Source organism: Pseudomonas sp. DCB_AW (assembly GCF_026240895.1).
Taxonomy (GTDB): Bacteria; Pseudomonadota; Gammaproteobacteria; order Pseudomonadales; family Pseudomonadaceae; genus Aquipseudomonas; species Aquipseudomonas kermanshahensis.
This window is the reverse complement of record NZ_JAPFCE010000020.1, coordinates 18,008-34,876: the sequence shown is the minus strand read 5'-3', so window position 1 is coordinate 34,876 and position 16,869 is coordinate 18,008. Positions and strand designations below refer to the sequence as shown.

The following is a 16,869-nucleotide window of genomic DNA, read 5'->3' as shown; positions in this document are numbered from 1 at the left end:
GGGGGCTGCGTTGCAGCCCTTTCGCGACGCAAGGCCGCCCCCACAGGAAAGCGTGGCCTTGCGTCATCGCACGGGCAGTGCCCTTGGGTTTAAACGCTGAGCATCAGGAATTCACGTTCCCAGGAACTGATCACCCGTTTGTAGTTCTCGTGCTCGGCACGCTTGACCGCTACATAGCCTTGGACGAACTGCTTGCCCAGGTACTGCTGCACGGTTTCGCAGTCTTCCATGTGCTGCAGGGCATCCTCGATGGTGATGGGCAGGCGCAGGTTGCGTCGCTCATAAGCCCGGCCCTGCACCGGCGCACTCGGGTTGATCTTCTCGACCATGCCCAGGTAGCCACACAGCAGGCTGGCAGCAATGGCCAGGTAAGGGTTGGCATCGGCGCCCGGCAGGCGGTTTTCCACGCGCATTGCATCGGGGCTGGAGGTTGGCACACGCAGGCCGGCGGTGCGGTTTTCTTCACCCCACTCGACGTTGACCGGTGCCGACGTGTCCGGCAAGAAGCGGCGGAACGAGTTGACGTTAGGTGCGAACATCGGCAGCAGCTTGGGGATGTACTTCTGCAGCCCGCCGATGTGGTGCAGGAACAGCTCGCTCATGCTGCCGTCTTCATTGGCGAACACCGGCTTGCCGGTCGCGATGTCGACCACGCTCTGGTGCAGGTGCATGGCACTGCCGGGTTCGTCAGTGATCGGCTTGGCCATGAAGGTGGCCGCCACGTTGTGCTTGAGCGCGGCTTCACGCATGGTGCGCTTGAACACGGTGATCTGGTCGGCCAGGTCCAGGGCGTCGCCGTGGCGGAAGTTGATCTCCATTTGCGCCGGGCCGTCTTCATGGATCAGGGTGTCCAGGTCAAGGCCCTGCAGTTCGCACCAGTCATAGACGTCTTCGAACAGCGGGTCGAATTCGTTGGCGGCATCGATCGAGAACGACTGGCGACCGCTTTCTGCGCGGCCCGAGCGCCCCAGGGGTACCTGCAGCGGCAGGTCTGGGTCTTCGCAACGCTTGGTCAGGTAGAACTCCATCTCCGGTGCGACAATCGGCTGCCAGCCTTTGTCGGCGTACAGCTTCAGCACCTTCTTCAACACGTTGCGCGGCGACAGCTCGATCGGGTTGCCTTGCTTGTCGAAGGTGTCGTGAATCACGATCGCGGTCGGCTCGATTGCCCAGGGGATCTGGTACACCGCAGTCGGGTCAGGGCGGCAGACCATGTCGATGTCGGCGGCATCGAGCAGGCTGTAGTAGATGTCGTCGTCAACGTAGTCGCCGGTGACCGTCTGCAACAGCACGCTCTCGGGCAGACGCATGCCACGTTCGTGCAGGAATTTGGCGGTCGGTGCGATCTTGCCGCGGGCGATGCCGGTCAGGTCGCTGATCACGCATTCGACTTCGGTGATCCGGTGTTCTTTCAGCCACGTGGACAGCTGATCGAAGGGGGCGTTCATACAGACCTCTTGGTTGGGTTTTTGTGTGCGCGGCGGGAGCGGGTGGCTTCCCAGGTGACGCGCTGGAGACTATCTTGGTCGCAGCCCCCTGGGGCGATCTATCCACTTTCTACGCTAATCAATGCACCAAAAGAGTGCATACAGGACAATGCGTGACAACGCTCAACGCCTTGCAGGTTCAGGCTTTCCACACCACCGACGTCACCGAGCAGGTGCGTGCCACCCCTGGCTGGCAACAGCAATACCGGCAAATGTCGCCCGGGCATTTCAGCGGCGAACTGCGTTGCCTGGGGCTCGATGGCGTGGAGGTTTATGAAGAGCGGCTCAATACCCGAGTCGAGCAGTTCTTTCGCCCCCCCAGTGGATCGCTGGCGTTCTGTTTCGACCGCAGCGAAAACAGCCTGTACCTGCTCAACGAGCAGAGCCGCAATATCTGGATCACCCCGGAGAACTACGAAGAGGTGGCCGTGGTGTTCGACCAGGCGTTTCTGGCCCGTCATGGCCTGGATACGCAGCGCCTGGAAGGCTTGTTCATGGTGCCATTGGGCAGTGGCCAGAACGCCTTGTTCGGCAGTTGGCTGAGCGCCACCTTGACCCGTCTGGGCAACGCCGATTGCCCGCTGCAGGGGCAGGCGCTGGCGGAGCAGTTGCTGGAAGACTGCCTGTTCATCCTCGACAGTGCCTGCCAGCGGCTGGACAGCGGTGCGCTGGGCAGGCGCAGTGAAGAGCGCTCGATCATGCGGCGGGTCAGTGAATGGGCGGCGGACTGCCCCGAAGAAACCCTCAACCTAGTGGCACTGGCTGACGTGGCCGGCGTTTCGCTGCGCCAGTTGCAGCAGGCGTTCAAGGCCTTTACCGGTATGCCGCCGGGGACCTGGCTGCGGTTACGCCGGCTAAACGGTGCGCGACGGGACTTGTTGCGCGGTGGCGAGGTAACGGTAGCGGAAGTCGCCATGCGCTGGTCGTTCTGGCACCTAGGGCGGTTTTCCGAGAGTTACCGGCAGCTGTTCAAGGAGTTGCCGAGCGAGACCCTGAAGCGGCGCAGGGGCTGAGGGCCGGCAGCCGGCACATTGAACCCAGCACCCCCCACGGAAAGTTGCTATCGTGCCGACCTGTTTCCACCCGAGGTCCCGATGTTCTACCTGCCATTGCCCAGCGACCAAGCCGACCGCCTTGCCAGCGAACCCACCGCCAGCGATTTTTTCCTGACTGCCAGTTTGCTGGAGGCCGCGGCGGTGCTGTTCGTGCAAAACCTGCCACGCCAGCCCGCCACTGCAACGGCCGACGCTCAGGAGCGGCGCTTTGCCGAAATCGTGCGCATCGCCAACGAGGTCGAAACGGCCGCGCCGGGGCGCTTTCAAGGCCAGGTGGCGCAGCACTTCGACCGCGAGGCATTCGCCATGGGCCTTGGCATGCTGGGTGAGAATGGCATCGGTTTGCTGTCCGCCGAGGTCCAATACGACGTCGAGGACCTGCAGGATGACCAAGGCCAGTGGAGCTTCCAATTTGCCGATACCTACCGCCAACAGGTCACGCCGCTGCATCCCGTCTATCTGCCATCGCTGGCCAGCGACCTGCTGCTGAGCGATCAACAAAACCGCCTGCTGCGCGAGTTTCTGTCAGGTGTTGACGAGTCGGTGGCGGTGCAAGGCTTTGCCGGCACCGGCAAGACGTTCCTGATTCACCAGTTCGCCCGTTTGCTCGACCCCCAGCGCACGCTGCTGCTGGCCTTGACCGAGGGCCAGCTGCGCGCGTTGCAGGCACGCGTCAAGGACGCCCAAGCCTACACCGCACTGACCTTCGGCCAACTGGCAGACGAGCTTCTCAACCGAGACCTCACCAGCAACGGTTGGCGCTTGCGTGACCCGTACCGCACCAAATTGTCCTGGCGCCCGCAGGAGGCGCAGGTGGTGAAGTGGCTGAATATCCCCGATATCGGCCCGCTCGCGGCCCGCGACGTGGTTGCCTTGTGCATCAAGGCCGTGCGCAGTTTCTGCCGCAGCGGCGATGCAGAGGTCCAGCTTCACCATTTGCCCTGGGCCGGGCCGGGCACCTCGCCACTGGACCAGGAAGTGCTGCTGGAAAAGGCCCGGCTGTACTGGCAGGAGCTGATTCGCCCCTCAGCGCGGGAGATTCAACTGCCGGTGCGTGATTACCACCGGGTCAAACTGCTGTCGCTGACCGCTGACATGATCGACAATCGGTACACCCACGTCATCGTCGACGAGGCCCACGAGCTGTCGGCACCGATGCTCGCCGTGCTGGACCGCAGCCCGCAGTCGATCATCACCCTGGGCGACGAGCTGCAGAACCTCAATGGCCTGAGCCCGCACCACGGTGGCTTCATCCGCCAGCGTTACATCGACCATTCGCTGCGCGCCGGGCCCGCCATGGATAACGTCCTCAACCCGCTGATCCAGGCGCATCCGGCCAAGATCCAGGCGGCATTCAGCGGCAGTGCCGAGCACTACACCCGGGTCAGTTTCTTCGACACGGTCACGGTGCCAGAGCAGCCCACGGCACTGATTGTCGATGACGAGTGGGGCCTGTTTGGCTGGTTCCAGCGCCTTACGCACCAAGGGGTGCCGTTCGTGTTGTTGAAGAGTGCGCGCAAGGATTTCGAGCTGTTCGTCGAAGATTGCATCGAGCTGTACCGCTACGGCACCCGGCCGCGTCACCCCATGCTGTTCCGCTACGCCAGTTGGCAGGCGCTGGAGCAGGACAAGGGCGACGACAAAGCCTTCGTGGCGGTCGCCAACATGCTGCGCAAGGGCTATACGCCAGAGCATTTCGCCAAGGCCAAGAGCCGTTATCGTTGGGACAAGGCGCCCAAGCTGTTCCTGGGGCGGGTGCGGGACGTGAAGAACATGGAATTCGCCCGGGTGATGGTGTCACCGGAGCTGATGGTCGCGCCCGTGGCGGCGGGCAATCGCAACGAACGGGCGCGGATGCTGGCGGGCCTGTATACCGCCTGTTCGCGGGCACGGCATGAACTGATCGTGCCGGGGGGGATGCTGGACTGGGTGAAGGACCAGGTCAGGGACTGAGGAAATCGGGGCCGCCAGGCGGCCCCGATTCCCCCATCAATTACGGTCCAGCCACACCGTTTGCGCGTTGGTGAATTCCCGCACACCAAAGTGCGACAATTCGCGGCCAAAACCACTCTTCTTCACGCCGCCAAAGGCGACGCGGGGGTCGGATGCGCAGTAGCCGTTGATGAACACGCCACCGGTATCCAGTGCTGCGGTCATGCGTTCAGCCAGCGCATAGTCGGCGGTGTAAATGGTCGACGCCAGGCCGAATTCGCTGTCGTTGGCCAATGTCACGGCATGGTCGGCATCCCGCGCAGTGATGATCGCCGCCACTGGCCCGAACAGTTCCTGCTTGAACGCGGTCATTTCCGAGGTGACGTTGGCAAACACGGTCGGTGCGTAGAAGTTGCCCACGCCTTCGATCTTGTTGCCGCCCAGCAGCAAAGTAGCGCCTTCGGCGAGTGTCGCCTGAACCTGCCCATCGAGTTCATCGCGCAGGTCGTAGCGGGCCATCGGGCCGATGTAGGTGTCGTCTTCCAGCGGGTTGCCAACCTTCAGCTGGCGCGTTGCTTCGACAAACTTTTGAGTGAACGCTTCAACGATGCTTTCTTCGATGATCAGGCGTTTGGCCGCCGCGCAAACCTGGCCGGTGTTCTGGTAGCGACCGATGACGGCCGCCTTGACTGCGGCATCCAGGTCGGCATCAGCCAGTACGATGAACGGGTCCGAACCGCCCAGCTCCAGCACGCACTTCTTCAGCGCGGCGCCGGCTTGCGCACCGATCGCCATGCCAGCGCGCACGCTGCCGGTGAGGGTCACGGCGGCAATGCGAGGGTCGTTGATGGCGCGGGTGACACCGTCCGGCGTGACGTTCAGTACTTCAAAGACGCCGTCCGGCAGGCCGGCATCCTTGAACAGTTCGCCCAGCAAGTAGGCGCTGCCCATGACGTTCGGGGCGTGCTTGAGCACGTAGGTATTACCCGCCAGAATCGCCGGCACAGCACCGCGCAGCACTTGCCAGATCGGGAAGTTCCACGGCATCACGGCCAGGATCGGGCCCAGCGGGCGGTACTCGATGCGCGCTTTTTCGACCTGGGTTGGTTCCGCTGCCAGCATGGCAGGGCCGTGCTCGGCGTACCAACGGCACAACCCGACACACTTGCTCACTTCGCCCCGGGCCTGGGTGATCGGCTTGCCGATTTCACGGCTGATCATTTGCGCGAACGCTTCGGCCTTGGTTTCCAGCGTGTTGGCCAGGGCGAGCAACCACTCACTGCGCTGACCCAGCGACACCTGGCGCCATTGGCCATAGCCCACCTTGGCGCGTTGCAGCGCCGCTTCCAGTGCGGCGTCGGTATCGAACGGGTAGGCGCCAATCTGCTCGCCGCTGTGCGGGTCGAGGGAGATGGCGTGGGTCAGGCTGCTGATCGCGCTCATGGTGGAAACTCTCGCTGTTGTTGATCCGTGACGCCAGACTAGTGGTGTAGGGATTTAATGAAAACTGAATAATAATGAGCGAAACATTCACGTTTGGAGAATGACTGTGGACCTGGTGCAACTGGAAATCTTCAAGGCAGTGGCCGAGCAAGGCAGCATCAGTGCCGCCGCGCAGCATATCCATCGGGTGCCCTCGAACCTGACCACGCGTATCAAACAGCTGGAGGAAGACCTGGGCGTCGAGTTGTTCATCCGCGAGAAAAGCCGCCTGCGCCTGTCGCCAGCGGGCTGGAACTTTCTCGAATACACCCGGCGCATTCTCGACCTGGTGCACGAGGCGCGGCTAACGGTGGCCGGCGAAGACCCGCAGGGCACCTTTGCCTTGGGTTCGCTGGAAAGCACCGCAGCCGTGCGGATCCCGGCTTTGCTGGCGGCCTATAACCAGCGCTACCCCAAAGTCGACCTGGACCTCTCGACCGGGCCGTCGGGGACGATGCTCGAAGGGGTGCTGTCTGGGCGATTGGTAGCGGCCTTCGTCGATGGGCCGGTGTTGCACCCGACGCTGGAAGGCATGCCAGTGTTCGAGGAAGAGATGATGGTCATCTCGCCCCTCAACCATGCGCCGGTAACCCGCGCCCAAGACGTCAACGGCGAGAACATTTACGCATTTCGGGCCAACTGCTCGTACCGCCACCACTTCGAGAACTGGTTTGTGCAGGATCAGGCCGTGCCAGGCAAGATCCATGAGATGGAGTCTTATCACGGCATGCTGGCATGCGTGAGTGCCGGTGCCGGGTTGGCCATGATGCCGCGCAGCATGCTCGACAACATGCCGGGCTGCAGCACGGTGAGCGCCTGGCCGATGTCGGAGGATTTCCGGTATTTGAAGACCTGGCTGGTGTGGCGGCGGGGGGCGGTTTCGCGCAGTTTGAGTATGTTTGTGAAGTTGTTGGAAGAGCGGCAGGGGAGTTTAGGTATGGCTGTAGATACCGTATAGATCAACTTGTGAGAGCAGGGGCGTAGCTACCGGCGCTTGCCACGACCCGAAGGCTCTCTCTTCTTGGTTTAATCAACTCAGCGATGGACGCTGCTGTGTGAAGCGCTGGCGATCAGGCTGGCGCCGCACGCGGTCTTCATGCCGTCGAGTGCGACGGGGATGCCATCGACTCGGTAGGTGTCACTGCCATCGATGATGGGGAAATTGCCTTTGCATAGAGGGCAGAAAACCATGTTGCCTTTGCCGGCCATCGGTTTGCCGTTGAGGTTTGTATGCGGGATACATTCAACTACATACCCTCCATGATCTGTTTTATCGCCAAGGCGAACGATGTGGTTCATAAAATTTCGCCTTTAGGAAGTTTGTATCTTTAAGAGTCCTGCCTCAGTGCCGCTCTCAGAAATGTTTGGGGACAAAAGTAGGTAACTCATGCCTCCTGCGAATAGGCCTCTGTGGTCTGGGAACAGCGCGTCTAGGTCGTATTCATCGATTTGCATAAAGAAAACCAATCCGTTGCTCTCGTCGTCTTGTATCCAGCAGGGTATTCCCCCTACTTTCGATACCCCATTTGCACTGCTGTCTGGTTCGTTTGTTTCCTCCGCCCCGATTGGCGATTTTTTGAGGGGGAAGGGATGTTCATTTCTTTCAGTGTTCGCGACTGAGTACGCAATAGCAATGCCATTTTCATTCATTGCTTTATGGATGTGGTTTAGAGGGTTGGTGTCGAAGGGGGTGAATACAGAGATGGTAAGTCCGTGATTTACTGAGATCTCATGGCTGTTGTCGTTAACAAAGCTTGCGGGTAGGCTGATTAGGTGCATTAACGGGCAGCCTTGGGAGTCATGCGGCCATGCTATGTTTTGGGGCAGGCGCGGACTCCCCCCTAGGAATGCCTCATCTTTTTTTGGAGGGGCTGAGAATGTTAGTTTTTTCAAAGTAATAAACTCCTATGGGCAGAAACAATCGCAGTTGATGAATTGATTGGCTTGAACCCTTAGTCTCCTTGCCTGTGATGCTGGGACGCCTGCTTGCCTTAGGGCGCCTTGCCAAACATCCATTTGTCGTTTAGTTGGTGTACCAGAACTGTTGAAATCGAACTGATTGATTCCTAAGTTTAAGTGTTTTTCAGCCAGCGCGGACTCATTTCTGTGTGCGGCTGTATGCATGGAGCGCGGAATGGCTATCGAGGGGTTGTTGGGGTTCCGCGCAGCGGAAGACGTTACTCCCATCTGCCGGAATGCTTGATGTCGTATGAATTCATGTGCATCTAAGCTGTCTCCTTCATGGCCTTGTCCAGTAAGGTCCGCGTATCTCCCCAGCTGACAATTCCGCGCTAGTCCTAATGGATCAATCCACTCTGTAGGATTTGGGGCGTAGTTGTAAACATTAATTCCGCCTATGAATCCAATGGGATTGCATATCCCACTGTGTTTGATTATGCCTGTCGTGGCGCTATTTGATCTGTGTTGATGTAAGTCATGTTGTTGGATGATGGTTGTGTTCGATCGGTGTATCTTTAAAAATTTGTAGGAAAATTCGCTATCGCGTTCGTCGAAATTAAACAGCTCGAACACTAGAGTGCATTCTTCCGGAAATTCACGATGTACTGAGTGATGGTTTCCTGTCGAGTATTTGGGTGTAAGAAAATGTGTGTTCGCTAGTCGTTTGCCGATCCAGCCTTTTTTGAATAAAGAGTGCAATATGCCCATGAAATATAAATGCGCACGTTGAAGCGACGACTTGCTGCCCGTGCCCGGACGACCCTCTGTCAGTAAGAAAACGAGTGTCGTTAGAGGGCGTAATAATAGGTAAACCATCCTCAGAAGGAGGGTTCTACCATGCGTAATCATCACTATGCCCTTGGTGCTGCGCTACTGCTCACCCTGGCCATGCCTTGGACGTTGGCGGCGGCTGCCGACCTCAATGCGCCTATCGACATGCAGGCTGTCCAGCTGCAGCCGCAAGAGCAAAACGGCATCCGTTACCTGGAAGGCGGTATCGGCCAGGATGAAGCCAATGCCCTGCGCAAGACCAAAGGGTACGACTTGCATGTCGAACTCTCGGCAGGCCCGGGAAGCGAGTTCCAAAGTGGCGCCACAGTCGACATCCAGAGCGCACAGGGCCAACCCGTGCTGAGCGTTACCAATGTAGGCCCGCTGCTTTATGTGCAGTTGCCACCGGGCCATTACAAAGTCACCGGCAACGCCCAAGGTGAGACGGTACAACAACAGGTGGCCGTCGACGGCAAAGCGCCTGCCACGGTGAACCTGCACTGGCGTTGAATGGCACAGTCCGGGTAGGAGTACATCTGTACTCCTGCCGAAAAGGAGCGCACCGCCATGAGCCTGGACCTTCAGCTGGAGATGTTGGACGAGCGGGGTTTTGTGTTGATCCCCGGTGTGCTCGAACCCCTGCGTATCGCTTTGCTGCGCTGCGCCATCGATGACTTGCAGCCCATTCACTGGGATTACCAAGGGCTGCTCGAACACTACAAGTGCGTGTTCAACCGCAACCCCCTGTGGTTGCCCTTTCTTGATCTGCCACCGCTTATCAACCTGGCCGAGGCCGCGCTGGGCGAGGACTGCCACGTGATCGGCCAGACCGCCTGGCGTAGCCACCCCGGTTACCCCGGCATGGCGCTGCACCTTGATCACCTGCCCATGCAACTGCCCGCCTGGCTCAGCGAGCGAGGAGCCTTTACCCAGCCCATGCAGATCCTTACCGCGCAGCTGTACCTCAGCGATATCGATCACAGCATCGGGCCGACTTGGATCGTGCCTGGCAGCCATCGGGCAGCACGCCCACCCGAGGCCGGCGAGTCCGAGTGGCAAGGGCGTGAAGCGCATCCGGTGTTGTGCAAGGCGGGGGATGCATTGGTGTTTCGCAGTGATGTCTGGCACAGCGGCGGCGCCAATTGCACGCAGTCGCGTGAGCGCGACATGCTGCAGGTGCATTACGGTCGACGCATGGTGGCGCAGAAGTTTTCGCCGTATTTGCACTGGCAATTCAACCCCCAGGTGCTGGAGGAGGCGACGCCGAGGCAGCGGCGGCTGTTGGGTGAGCATGAAGAGGCGGCCTACGACTGAACGGCGACAGGGCCCGTGATAAGGCCGTCGCCCTGGTATTAGCCAATGGTGGCAAACAGCTTTCAACTTTCTGATTATCTGGACAATAATCAGAGAAGTATTACTTGGTGTGACCGGTTTGGATGCGCTGGCCACCGCATAAGCTCGAGGGGCTCAAGCCCCCACTTTGCCCGTGTTGTAGACCATCAGGAGATGTCATTGATGAAAACCCGTCTCGCTGCTTCGCTGGCCGCTGCAGTGCTGGCCTTCGCGGGGGCCAACCTGGCCCAGGCCGCGCAGGTATCGGCTGCAGTTGGCGCCACCAGCCAAGGCGACATGACCTACCGTATCGGCCTGTCGTTCGACTGGGACAAGAAATGGCTGGAAAGCAGTACCGGTTATGTAACCGGTTACTGGGATGCGGCCTACACCTATTGGGAAGGCGGCGACGCCAGCGGCGCGCACTCGTTGTCGTTCAGCCCGGTATTCACCTACGAGTTCAGCGGTTTCACCTACACCCCCTACATCGAGGCCGGTATTGGCCTGGCGGCGTTTTCCAAGACAGAAGTGGGCGACCAGCGCCTGGGTTCGGCGGTCAACTTCGAAGACCGCATCGGTTTTGGCCTGAAGCTGCCGGGTGCGCAGAAGGTCGGCATCCGCGCGATGCATTACTCCAACGCGGGTATCAAACAGCCTAACGACGGGATCGAGTCGTACGCGTTGTTCTACAGCAAGGCGTTCTGAGTTTGATGCGCTTTTTGTAGAAGCAGCCTTGCGCTGCGAAGAGGCCGGTACTGGCACTGCATAGATGTTGTCGGTACCTGCCTCTTCGCAGGACAAGGCTGCTCCTACAGTCAGCTAGAAGGTGTACGAAACCCCGGCCTGCACCGTTCGCGGTGCGCCCGGGTACACGTAGTTGTTGAACGCCCCTTCGTCATAACCCTTGTTGAAGACGTTCTTCACATCCAAGTTCAGCCGCACGTGTTCATTGACCTTGTAGAAGCTGAGCAGGTCAACCACGCTGTAGCGCTCCATGGTGTAGGTCGTCACGGCTGTCTGGCCGGCGCGATCATCCACGTATTTCAGGCCAACACCCAATCCAAGGCCTTTGACCGCGCCGTCCTGGAATTCGTAAGTGTTCAGCAGGCTGAAACTGTTGCGCGGGATGTTGGCCAGGTGGGTGCCGGTAGGCAAGCTGGTGTCCTTGGTCACTTCGGCATCGACATAGGCGTAGCCACCGATCACGCGCCACTCAGGGGTGATGTTGCCCGCAATGTTGATGTCCAGCCCGCGGCTGCGTACCTCACCTGCTGCGATGCTGTAGACCCCGGTGGGGTCGTTGGGGTCGCGTGCCAGCACGTTTTCCTTGACGATGTGGTACACCGCCGCATCGATGCTCAGTTGGCGATCGAGCGCTTCCCACTTCACGCCCAGCTCGTAGGATTTACCCTTCTCCGGGTCGAAGCTGCCGCCCCCCGCAGGGGCGCCACTGTTGGGCTTGAATGACCGCGCCGTGTTGGCATAGACCGCCACCGTGTCGGTCAGGTCGTAGATCAGGCCAACGCGCGGGGTGACGCCGTTCTCGCCCTTGCTGAAGTCACGGGTGTCGACCAGCTTGTCGTCATAGTCGTGCTCAAAGCGCTCGAAGCGGATGCCGGCCAAGGCCTTGAGGCGCTCGGTCAGCGCCACCTGGTCCTGAATGAAGAAGGCCCAGGTCTGCAGGTTTTCCTTGTCCCAGGTGGTGGTGCGTGTCAACGCGGGCCTTGGCTGGCCGAGCACCGGGTCGTAGATATCGATGGGGTAGGTGCCGACGGCTGCCGAGGAACGCTGGATGATCGAGTTGTAATCGTAGTTTTCGTACTCGATGCCGGTCAGCAGGGTGTGGCTGAAACCACCGGTGTCGAAATGCCCGGTAAGGTTCAACTGCCAGTCACGGTCAGTCCATTCCAGTTTGCGGTAGTTGAAGTTGCGCTGCAGGGTACGCCCGTCAGCGGGTGCGCCGTTGGCCTCCACCGCGTTGCCCTTGAGCGAGCCATCGAGAAACTGGAACCCGCCCCCCAACGTCCAGTTGTCATTGAGCAGGTGCTCGAAGCGCACCTGGGCCATGTTGTTGTCGTTGTGCAGCACGTTGTCGCTGCCTTTCTCCCAGATGTAGGTGTCGCGCGAGGCGCTGCCGGTCTGGGTGGCATAGCGGGTCAGGCCGCGGTCCAGTGGGTGGTTGTTGCGCATGAAGTCGCCTTCGAAGACGATTCTGGTGCTGTCGTTGACCTGCCAGCTGACCACGGGCGCCACGTCGTAGCGCTCGCTCTCGACATCATCGCGAAAGCTCTCGCCACCTTCGCCAAGCACGTTCAACCGGTAAGCGAGCGAGCCGTCCTGATTCAGCGGGCCGGTGGCATCGAGGGTGGCGCGGTGCATGCCTTGGTCGTCGATCTGGCTGCCCAGGGTGACCTTGCGTTCAGCCAGCGGTTGCTTGCTGACCACGTTGAAGGTGCCACCAGGGTCGCCACGCCCATACAGGCTGGTTGCTGGGCCGCGGATCACTTCAAGGCGTTCGACGGTGTTGGCGTCGGGGGCGTTGGGGTAGCCGCGGTTGATCGGGAAGCCATTGCGGTAGAACTCGCCCGTGGTAAAGCCACGCACCGTGAACGTGGTCAGGCCCTGGCCGCCAAAGTTGTTGGCGCGGCCAACGCCGCCGGCGTAGTCCAGGCCATCTTGCAGCCGCGTGGCGCCGGTGTCTTCGAGCACGTCCTTGGGGACCACGCTGACCGATTGCGGGGTTTCGTGCAGGGCGGTGTCGGTGCGCGTGGCGCTTGCCGAACGGCTGGCCTTGTAGCCGACGACCGGGTCATCGGCGCGCTCACTGTCGGCAGTACCGGTGATACTCAAGGCCTGGAGTTCGATCCGGGCGGGGTCGCTGGGCGATTCGGGCTCAGCCCAGGCCAGCGGGGAGACAGCATGAAGCACACAAAGCGAAACGAACGTGCGACGCATCGACGGTACGATCCTGGAGTAGGGCGCTAGCGGGAGGGGTAGAAAGCGTCGCGAAACTACTACGAATCATTATCAAATGCATTCTTTTTAAATGGAGCGCACGTGCCAAATGCCTACCTTCACCGCCGGCCCCCTGTAGGAGCGGCCTTGCGTCGCGAAAGGGCCGCGCAGCGGCCCCCGATTTCAGTGTCACCTACAAAATTGCTGGGGCTGCTCCGCAGCCCTTTCGCGACGCAAGGCCGCTTCTACAGGGGCTGCGGATTAATGACGAATCGGGCACATAGTTCGCCGAATACTCAATGCATCGCCTTGATCGCCAGCACATTGCACAGCGGATGCTCCAGCACATGCGCCGTGGTACCGCCCAAAAAGGTCTGCATGGCGTCGTGGCGGTGGCTGCCCATGACGATCACATCGACCCGGCTATGGCTGACGAACTGGGCAATCGCACGAATAGCTGGCCCCTCGACGAAATGCCTGCGCTCCAAGGGCACCTGGTGATGGTCGCCCAGGCGGTTGAATGCTGACCGTTGCGCAGCTCGCACACTGCCATCGAAGCCAGGCATGGTGACGGTGCCGGCACCGAAGTCGGCGATGTGGGTTCTGGCCGCGTCGCACACATGCAGCAGGTGCAGTTCGGCATTGCACTGCAGCGCCAGCGCATGGGCGCTGTGAATGACCTGCTCGTCGAGGTGTTCACCGGCGCCATGGCTGTTCAGGTCCACCGCGGCGGCAATCTGCTTGGGCAAGGGCAGGCGGATGTCACTGACCAGGTGCACGGCGACCGGGCTGTCCTTGAGCAACTGCCAGTCCAGCGGTGTCACCAGCAAGCGTTTGAGCACCGGTTCGTGCTGCACGTCCTTGATCAGCAGGTCGCAGCCCAAGCGTTCGATGCGCTCGAGCACGCTGGCCAACGGATCGCGGGTCAGCAGCAGTTCGGTCGACACATCCAGGCCGGCGTCGGCCATCTGCTCGGCTTCATCGGCCAGCCACTGGCGATTGTCGCTGAGCAGCCGTTCACGCTCCCGGCCATCGCTCATCAAACCGAAAGTGTCGACATCGTCGACGAATACGTTGATATCGAGTAGCGCACCGCTTGACTCTGCCAACGCCGCCGCGCGTTGCAGAGCCGGCGTGTGGCGCATCTGCGGGCCGAGCATGACGAACAAACGCTTGAACTGGCTCATCTCACACCTCCGCGTGTGGAAGCCCCCCGGTTCATGCCTGGTGATCTGGCCCTGTTCAGTCTAGACCCACGTAGGCACCCTTGGGCGCCGCTTCGCTTGCGCTTGCCGCAGACGGAGCCTGGGTGTCAGCGGCCTCTTTCCACCCGCCACCCAACGCCGCGTACAGATTCACCTCTGCCACCAACTGCGCCAGGCGGTCATTGATCAGCCCCTGCTGGGCACTGAACAACGAGCGCTGCGCGTCGAGAAAGGTCAGGCTGCTGTCCACGCCGATCCGGTAGCGGTGTTCAGCAAGGTTGTAGTAACGCTGGTTGGAGGCCACCAAGTCGCGCTGCGCCTGCAATTGCCGCTGGTAAGTCGCCCGTGCCGCCAAGCCGTCCGCCACTTCCTGAAAGGCGCTTTGGATTGCTTTTTCGTACTGCGCTACCTGAATGTCCTTCTGCAACTGGGCATAGTCCAGGCTGGCACGCAGGCTGCCGGCGGTGAAGATCGGCAGGTTGATCTGTGGCTGGAACAGCCAGGTCCCTGACCCTGCATCGAACAGCCCACTGAGCGCCGGGCTGGTACTGCCGGCATTGGCGGTCAGGCTGATGCTCGGGAAAAACGCCGCACGCGCGGCGCCAATATCGGCGTTGGCCGCACGCAGCTGGTATTCGGCCTGGAGGATGTCGGGGCGGCGTTGCAGCAGGTCTGACGGCAGCCCGGCTTGCAAACCGGCGATCTGTTCGTCGGCCAGCGGCAAGGCGCCGAGGCCGTCGGCCACAGGGGCGCCGACCAGTACCGTCAGTTGGTTGAGGTCTTGGGCGACTTGGCGTTTGTAACGGGCGACGGCCGCCCGGGTACTGTCGACGCTGGTCCGCGCCTGGATCTGGTCCAGGGCCGACACTGTGCCAGCGCGGCGCTGGTTGGCGGTCAGGCGCAGGCTGCGCTCGTCTGCGGCCAGGGTTTCGTTGGCCAGCGTCAGCAGTTCCTGGTCGGCACGCCAGGTCAGGTACACGCTGGCGACACTGGCCACCAGGCTCAATTGGGTGCTGCGCCGGGCCTGGTCGCTGGCTAGGTAAGTCAACAGCGCTTGGTCACTGAGGCTGCGCAGGCGACCGAACAGGTCCAGTTCATAAGCACTCACGCCTAGCGTCGCAGCAGTGGTGGAACTGATCATGCCCTGGTCGGTACCGGTCATGCGCCGCGGCAGGTACTGGCGTTGCCCCTGGCCATTGGCCGAGACCTTTGGCAACAGCTCGGCTCGCTGAATGCGGTATTGGGCGCGGTAGGCTTCGACATTGAGCGCCGCGCTGCGCAGGTCGCGGTTATTGGCCAGGGCGCTGTCGATCAGTTGGCGCAGGGCAGGGTCGTGGAACACCTGGCGCCAGTCCTCGATGGCCGGGTGCTTCTGCACATCGCCGGCGTAGGCCGGCCCTTGCGGGTACTGGAGGGAGACGGGTGTGTCCGGGCGCTGGTAGTCAGGGGCCAACGAACAGCCGCACAACAGCGCCGCGCACAGGATAAGGCTGGATCGGGGCATCAGAGGGTCTCGCAGAGTCAGGCGCCTGCCATCCACTTGGTCAAACCATGGCGGCCACTGACCCCCAGCTTGGCGGTGGCGCGCTTGAGGTAGGTTTCGATCGAGCTGTTCTTCACGTTAAGCCGCTGCGCCATTTCTGGCACCGTGCCGCCCGTCAGCAGGCCCAGGCAGACCTCCTGCTCACGCGTCGAAAGCCGCACGGCTTCTTGCACCAGCCGTTCGCCAAAGGAGTGGCGTAACGCGCCCGCCTGCAAATCGCACAGCGGCGAGCCGGCCTGCCGCGCGGCCCCTTGGTTGAGCAACTGGCCGTGGTGCTCGACCAGGGGCAGCAAGGTGTCGGACAGGCTTTTCAACTGCGACAACTCACTCAACGAAAAGCCCCGCTGGCTGGGCAGGCGGTGAAAGCAGATGACCCAGCGCCGGGCACCGCTGCAAGACACCAAGTTGCACTGGTGGGCGCTGTGGCGCGGGTGGTCGGTGTCCGGAGGGGCCTTGAACTCGATCAGCAGCGGGTCCTTCATCTGCATGATGCTCTGCAGCAGTGGGTGGCGCAGAGGGTCGACGCCGGGCAGTTCAGGTGCAGGGCCGGCGCTGCCGAGTACCCTGATGCGGCTGATGCTGGCGCCGTGTGGGTCGAGGGTCCATTCGCTGAGGTCGAGCCTGTGGATCGGCACTTGGGCATCGACCAGGTGCAACATCTGTTCGGCAAAGCCCTCGGCGCCGGTACTGGCGATCAGCTCGCCAAGTTGCAGATACAGCTGGGGGTCGGGGCGGTGTTCGAGGCTGTCGGTCAGCTTCATAGCGTTGTCATCCTTGATCCAAAGCGTTACGGCGGGTGGTGTCGCTGGCGAGTCCTCCGGGTGGCGAGTGGTTTGTGGCGGTATTCAAGCCCGGCCTGGGGGCCGCGTCTGTAATGGAAAACAGGGACAGAAAGTGCCACCGATTACGGATCAGTGGGGCAGGGCACTTACAGGCGAGACGCTGCACATGAACGGATCAGCCAGCCAATTGACGTCAGAAGCGTGGCGATCAAGGCCTGATCACGACCGATGGCCCCTTCCGTAGGCCAAACCGGGCAGCCGCTGTGGCAAATCTCCTACATGTTTTTCAGCAGCCATCGACAGGCCCGGTGCGTGTCCGGGTTTCGGGGGCCATACAGCCTGAAGGTAGGGTGCTTGAATCCGCGG

General features: G+C 61.2%; 13 protein-coding genes. 6 read left to right on the top strand and 7 right to left on the bottom strand.

Annotated elements, in window-relative coordinates; genetic code table 11:
* Nucleotides 1–89 precede the first annotated feature (89 nt).
* Nucleotides 90–1,448, bottom strand: a complete 1,359-nt coding sequence (locus OO306_RS13665) for a glutamine synthetase family protein (protein WP_027596784.1) — start codon at nucleotides 1,446–1,448, stop codon at nucleotides 90–92.
* Nucleotides 1,449–1,600: 152 nt separating this feature from the next.
* Here OO306_RS13665 and OO306_RS13660 point away from each other — a divergent pair, with 152 nt between their 5' ends.
* On the top strand, nucleotides 1,601–2,500 hold the full coding sequence (locus OO306_RS13660) for a helix-turn-helix domain-containing protein (protein WP_099429435.1): 900 nt from the start codon (nucleotides 1,601–1,603) through the stop codon (nucleotides 2,498–2,500).
* Nucleotides 2,501–2,581: 81 nt separating this feature from the next.
* Nucleotides 2,582–4,495 (top strand): AAA family ATPase, encoded by a 1,914-nt coding sequence (locus OO306_RS13655; RefSeq protein ID WP_265969033.1) that lies wholly within the window; start codon nucleotides 2,582–2,584, stop codon nucleotides 4,493–4,495.
* A gap of 36 nt (nucleotides 4,496–4,531) precedes the next feature.
* Here OO306_RS13655 and OO306_RS13650 read toward each other — a convergent pair whose 3' ends face one another.
* A complete protein-coding gene (locus OO306_RS13650; protein ID WP_265969031.1) occupies nucleotides 4,532–5,917 on the bottom strand; it encodes an aldehyde dehydrogenase family protein in 1,386 nt (461 codons plus the stop codon).
* 106 nt (nucleotides 5,918–6,023) lie between these two features.
* Here OO306_RS13650 and OO306_RS13645 point away from each other — a divergent pair, with 106 nt between their 5' ends.
* The gene (locus OO306_RS13645; protein WP_099430907.1) at nucleotides 6,024–6,914 is read left to right on the top strand and encodes a LysR family transcriptional regulator; all 891 of its coding nucleotides are present in this window, start codon (nucleotides 6,024–6,026) and stop codon (nucleotides 6,912–6,914) included.
* Between the two features lie 77 nt (nucleotides 6,915–6,991).
* Here the strand turns inward: OO306_RS13645 and OO306_RS13640 are convergent, their stop codons facing one another.
* Nucleotides 6,992–7,255, bottom strand: a complete 264-nt coding sequence (locus tag OO306_RS13640; RefSeq protein WP_265969029.1) for a PAAR domain-containing protein — start codon at nucleotides 7,253–7,255, stop codon at nucleotides 6,992–6,994.
* A gap of 1,497 nt (nucleotides 7,256–8,752) precedes the next feature.
* Between OO306_RS13640 and OO306_RS13635 the strand changes: the two genes are divergently transcribed.
* The 3 genes from OO306_RS13635 to OO306_RS13625 all read left to right on the top strand — a co-directional run bounded on the left by OO306_RS13635 (nucleotide 8,753) and on the right by OO306_RS13625 (nucleotide 10,723).
* Entirely contained in the window at nucleotides 8,753–9,196 is a 444-nt protein-coding gene (locus tag OO306_RS13635; protein WP_099429423.1) for a hypothetical protein, read from the top strand.
* Nucleotides 9,197–9,253: 57 nt separating this feature from the next.
* Nucleotides 9,254–10,000 (top strand): phytanoyl-CoA dioxygenase family protein, encoded by a 747-nt coding sequence (locus tag OO306_RS13630; RefSeq protein ID WP_252824243.1) that lies wholly within the window; start codon nucleotides 9,254–9,256, stop codon nucleotides 9,998–10,000.
* 201 nt (nucleotides 10,001–10,201) lie between these two features.
* Nucleotides 10,202–10,723, top strand: coding sequence for an acyloxyacyl hydrolase (locus OO306_RS13625; protein ID WP_027596791.1), 522 nt, complete (start codon nucleotides 10,202–10,204; stop codon nucleotides 10,721–10,723).
* A 114-nt stretch (nucleotides 10,724–10,837) separates the two neighbouring features.
* On the opposite strand, the gene OO306_RS13620 is transcribed toward OO306_RS13625, so the two are convergent.
* From OO306_RS13620 to OO306_RS13605, 4 genes are all read right to left on the bottom strand, one after another.
* Nucleotides 10,838–12,973 (bottom strand): TonB-dependent siderophore receptor, encoded by a 2,136-nt coding sequence (locus tag OO306_RS13620; RefSeq protein ID WP_265969023.1) that lies wholly within the window; start codon nucleotides 12,971–12,973, stop codon nucleotides 10,838–10,840.
* A 296-nt stretch (nucleotides 12,974–13,269) separates the two neighbouring features.
* Complete coding sequence (locus OO306_RS13615; RefSeq protein WP_238211675.1) at nucleotides 13,270–14,160, bottom strand: universal stress protein; 891 nt, start codon at nucleotides 14,158–14,160, stop codon at nucleotides 13,270–13,272.
* 55 nt (nucleotides 14,161–14,215) lie between these two features.
* Nucleotides 14,216–15,682 carry an efflux transporter outer membrane subunit gene (locus OO306_RS13610; protein WP_265969022.1) on the bottom strand — a complete coding sequence of 489 codons (1,467 nt, stop codon included), beginning with the start codon at nucleotides 15,680–15,682 and terminating at the stop codon, nucleotides 14,216–14,218.
* 17 nt (nucleotides 15,683–15,699) lie between these two features.
* Nucleotides 15,700–16,482, bottom strand: a complete 783-nt coding sequence (locus OO306_RS13605; RefSeq protein WP_238211655.1) for a helix-turn-helix transcriptional regulator — start codon at nucleotides 16,480–16,482, stop codon at nucleotides 15,700–15,702.
* Nucleotides 16,483–16,869: the final 387 nt, after the last annotated feature.